4 protein-coding genes are annotated in these 2,987 nt (G+C 41.2%); all 4 read left to right on the top strand.

What is annotated here, in order from left to right:
- The first annotated feature begins 690 nt into the window (after positions 1 to 690).
- The 4 genes from L3V37_RS23840 to L3V37_RS23825 all read left to right on the top strand — a co-directional run bounded on the left by L3V37_RS23840 (position 691) and on the right by L3V37_RS23825 (position 2,130).
- Positions 691 to 1,083, top strand: coding sequence for an SMI1/KNR4 family protein (locus tag L3V37_RS23840; protein ID WP_025539246.1), 393 nt, complete (start codon positions 691 to 693; stop codon positions 1,081 to 1,083).
- Positions 1,084 to 1,167: 84 nt separating this feature from the next.
- A complete protein-coding gene (locus L3V37_RS24220; protein ID WP_267135855.1) occupies positions 1,168 to 1,299 on the top strand; it encodes a hypothetical protein in 132 nt (43 codons plus the stop codon).
- 57 nt (positions 1,300 to 1,356) lie between these two features.
- Complete coding sequence (locus L3V37_RS23830; protein WP_237307332.1) at positions 1,357 to 1,572, top strand: hypothetical protein; 216 nt, start codon at positions 1,357 to 1,359, stop codon at positions 1,570 to 1,572.
- A gap of 159 nt (positions 1,573 to 1,731) precedes the next feature.
- A complete protein-coding gene (locus L3V37_RS23825; protein WP_025519062.1) occupies positions 1,732 to 2,130 on the top strand; it encodes a DUF6232 family protein in 399 nt (132 codons plus the stop codon).
- Positions 2,131 to 2,987: the final 857 nt, after the last annotated feature.

Genomic DNA, 2,987 nt, shown 5'->3' with positions numbered 1-2,987 from the left:
GGCTAGTAAGGTGGCCATCTTTGAGAACAGTGCCCTAACAAAGCATTTAAGAGTGATTCGCAACGCTTGGCGTTTTCGCTTCGCTCAAGTAGAGCCAAGCGCTGCTCACACCTTAATGCGGCGTTAGTACGGGTTTGATATCAAAGGTCATCAGTTTTGGTGTTTATCTGTTTTGGCGCTCGTTTTTACACCTTTCAGTTAGTGCCTTTCACGTTCTTTCCGGTGGCACTATATGCGGAGTGTTCGCGTTGATTTCACCGTTTACGGTTTCTAACTCTTAGGCTATTTCTTTGGCGCTTTTTCATTTTCGTGGTGGCTTTTGAGAGAACCTTGATTATTTTTGGTGTGGCTGTTCAAGTACGAGGAAAGAATCCTTTTCTAATTTGAAGCCAGTAAAAGTAGGGCAGTTTAGTGCGTTTTTCTTCTAGCCAACTTTCGTCTCTCAATGGCGGTAAAGTTTTGTAGCTGCCCGTCTCACTTCAGTGTTCAAAGCCTTTCATATCATGCGACTTTTCAATATCTTGGAGCGCATAAATAGAAGTAGCGCATGTACTAACAAATTGCTTAAGAGTGATTCGTAACGCGTGGCATTTTTACTTTGCGGTGGCTTATGGTGATTAAGGCGCTGTGCGGTAGCTTTTGTATTGCGTTACTCACACCTTAGCAAGGCGTTATAGCTTTGGAGTAAAAATGGCATTCAACTTAACAGAAGAACAATTAGTTAATACTGAGGTGGAGCTTGGTGCAAGGCTCCCTCATGATTATCGTGAATCGATGAAGACTGACAATGGTGGTGAGGCAACGACCGAAGAAGATGACTGGGAGCTTTACCCAATCAAGGACAACTCCGATCGAAAAAGGCTAGCTCGTACTTGTAACCACATTATTGCAGAAACCAAGGCGTGTTTTGGTTTTGGCAACTTTCCTCATCATGCATTGGCTATTGCTAGTAACGGTCTTGGTGATCAAATGGTTTTCTTAAAAGAGTCAGAACAGTTCAAGCCCGAGGTTTATGTTTGGCTTCATGAAACCGGAGAGATTAAGTTGCTTGCAAGTTCATTTGCCAAGTTAGAAAAGCTATAACAAATTGTTCAAGAGTGATTCGGCACGCGTGGCATTTTTACTATGCGTTTATTTTAGTGGTTAAGGTGGTATGCGGATGCTTAGGTGTTGCGTGCCTCACACCTTAACAAGGCGTTATGTGCCAGTTCGGAAACGGAGAAATATTCGATGGAAAAGTGGTTGATGGAAGCGAGTGAAGCACTGGATGAAGCTCTGCATGCGATTGCTTCTGGATAAATTCCGAAGGAAAATATGTATCAGCTAGCATCAGTTTTTTACTCTAAAAGAAATCATATGGACAATGATGCTCTGTTTGAAATGATGAATAGCGAAATTGATGAGCAAGTTAAAACAGACTGGTCACTCGATCCTAATTCGAGAAAACAGTACAAGTTTCACTTTGTATCTTCTTATCTACTTTGCTTTGTCGTAGCAGGTAAAATTGATGAGTTCTTCTACGATCAGATCATGGAATACGTGAACGAGAAGTTGGACTTATTTGAGAGCTAGGTCACGTAAATCCGGCACATAACAAAGCGTTTAAGACGGATTCCCAACGCTCGGCATTTTCGGTTTAATTCAACTTTAGTGTTTACGGCACAATACTTTAATTGCGGTGGTATGCGTTGCTCACCACTTAACGCGGCGTGATACGAATAGAGGGAAATTATGTACAAAAATACTGATTTTAACTTGGATTCAAAAGAGTTCAGGTTTAAGAAAGACTCATATCCTTTGTCTAAGATAAATAATGTTAGGGTTAAAAAGTTAAGTTTTCTTGATAATTTAGGTCAAGTTTTATTCTGGGTGTGTGTTTTTTCAGGGGCAGTTTGGTTAGTTATTCCAAGGTTGGAAGAGGTGCCACAATGGCTACTAGTTTTAGTTCTTAGTCTGACGGTTGTAGGTTTGGTTTTTGCTCTTTTTCGTTGTTCTAAATATGCACTTCAAGTCGAGTTTCGCCACATAGATGAAACGGGCGTTCAATGGGTTAATGTCGCCAAGTCATACTCAAAGTCAGATTGTGAGTTATTTGAACAGCAAGTGTTGGCACTGAAGAAATTCGTATAACAAATTGTTCAAGAGTGATTCGGCACGCGTGGCATTTTTACTATGCGTTAGCTTTAGTGGTTAAGGTGTTATACGGAACCTTCGGTATTGCGTGCCTCACACTTTAACAAGGCGTTAGTTTGCAAGAGGAAAAACGCAGCTATATCGCAAGGTCTAGTGGTAAAAGTTCAAAGTTTAAGTTGTCGTATTGGCTCTCAATTTTAGTGTTAACTTGCGTGGTGAAAATCCAAAATTGGTATCGTTTCAACGGTTGATTTGTTCTTTGATGTGGCGAGTTTTGGGTTAACTGCGTTGAACTTTTTTGCTGAAACTCTGCTCGTTGAGTTTGTTGGTACAAAAGCCGATTTACTCGCTGAAATGGTGTTTTCTCTGGTGTGGAAAGTTCACGTGGTTTCAGTGGCTTTGTTGAAAGTCCGCACTGTGAGATTGGTTTTCCAAAAGCGTTTTTTGGTGTTGTGAGTTCGGTTTCTGCCACGTTGTTTGTTCCAAGTGGTTTCATTGAGTTGCCGCTTTGAGACTAAGCCTGACTTAAGTGCATCAAAGCACATAAAGCTTGTTGTTTTCAAAATTTAAAATAACGTAAAATCAACTCCTTGGGTTTGCAAACTAACAAACTGCTCAAGAGGGATTCGCAACGCGTGGCATTTTCACTATGCGTTGAATTTAGTGATTAAGGTGGTATGCGGCGGCTTTTGTATTGCGTTGCTCACCCCTTAGCAGGGCGTTAGGTTTCCGAGTACCCCACGTTTAGTAGACACTTTACTAAGTTAGATCTAGGGTCTAATTGAGAGGTGATTTATGGCTAAACATCGTAATCCAGCGTACACCGAAGAATTCCGTAAAGAAGCAGTTCGCTT

Source organism: Vibrio sp. D54 (assembly GCF_021728075.1).
Lineage (GTDB): Bacteria > Pseudomonadota > Gammaproteobacteria > Enterobacterales > Vibrionaceae > Vibrio > Vibrio alginolyticus.
The sequence above is the reverse complement of the archived record's forward strand: the minus strand, read 5'-3'. Positions and strand labels throughout refer to the sequence as shown.

Excerpts from the sequence above, each read along its gene's own strand:
- L3V37_RS23830 (WP_237307332.1), top strand. The coding sequence starts at position 1,357 with ATGGACAATGATGCTCTGTTTGAAATGATGAATAGCGAAATTGATGAG.
- L3V37_RS23840 (WP_025539246.1), top strand. The coding sequence starts at position 691 with ATGGCATTCAACTTAACAGAAGAACAATTAGTTAATACTGAGGTGGAG.
- L3V37_RS23825 (WP_025519062.1), top strand. The coding sequence starts at position 1,732 with ATGTACAAAAATACTGATTTTAACTTGGATTCAAAAGAGTTCAGGTTT.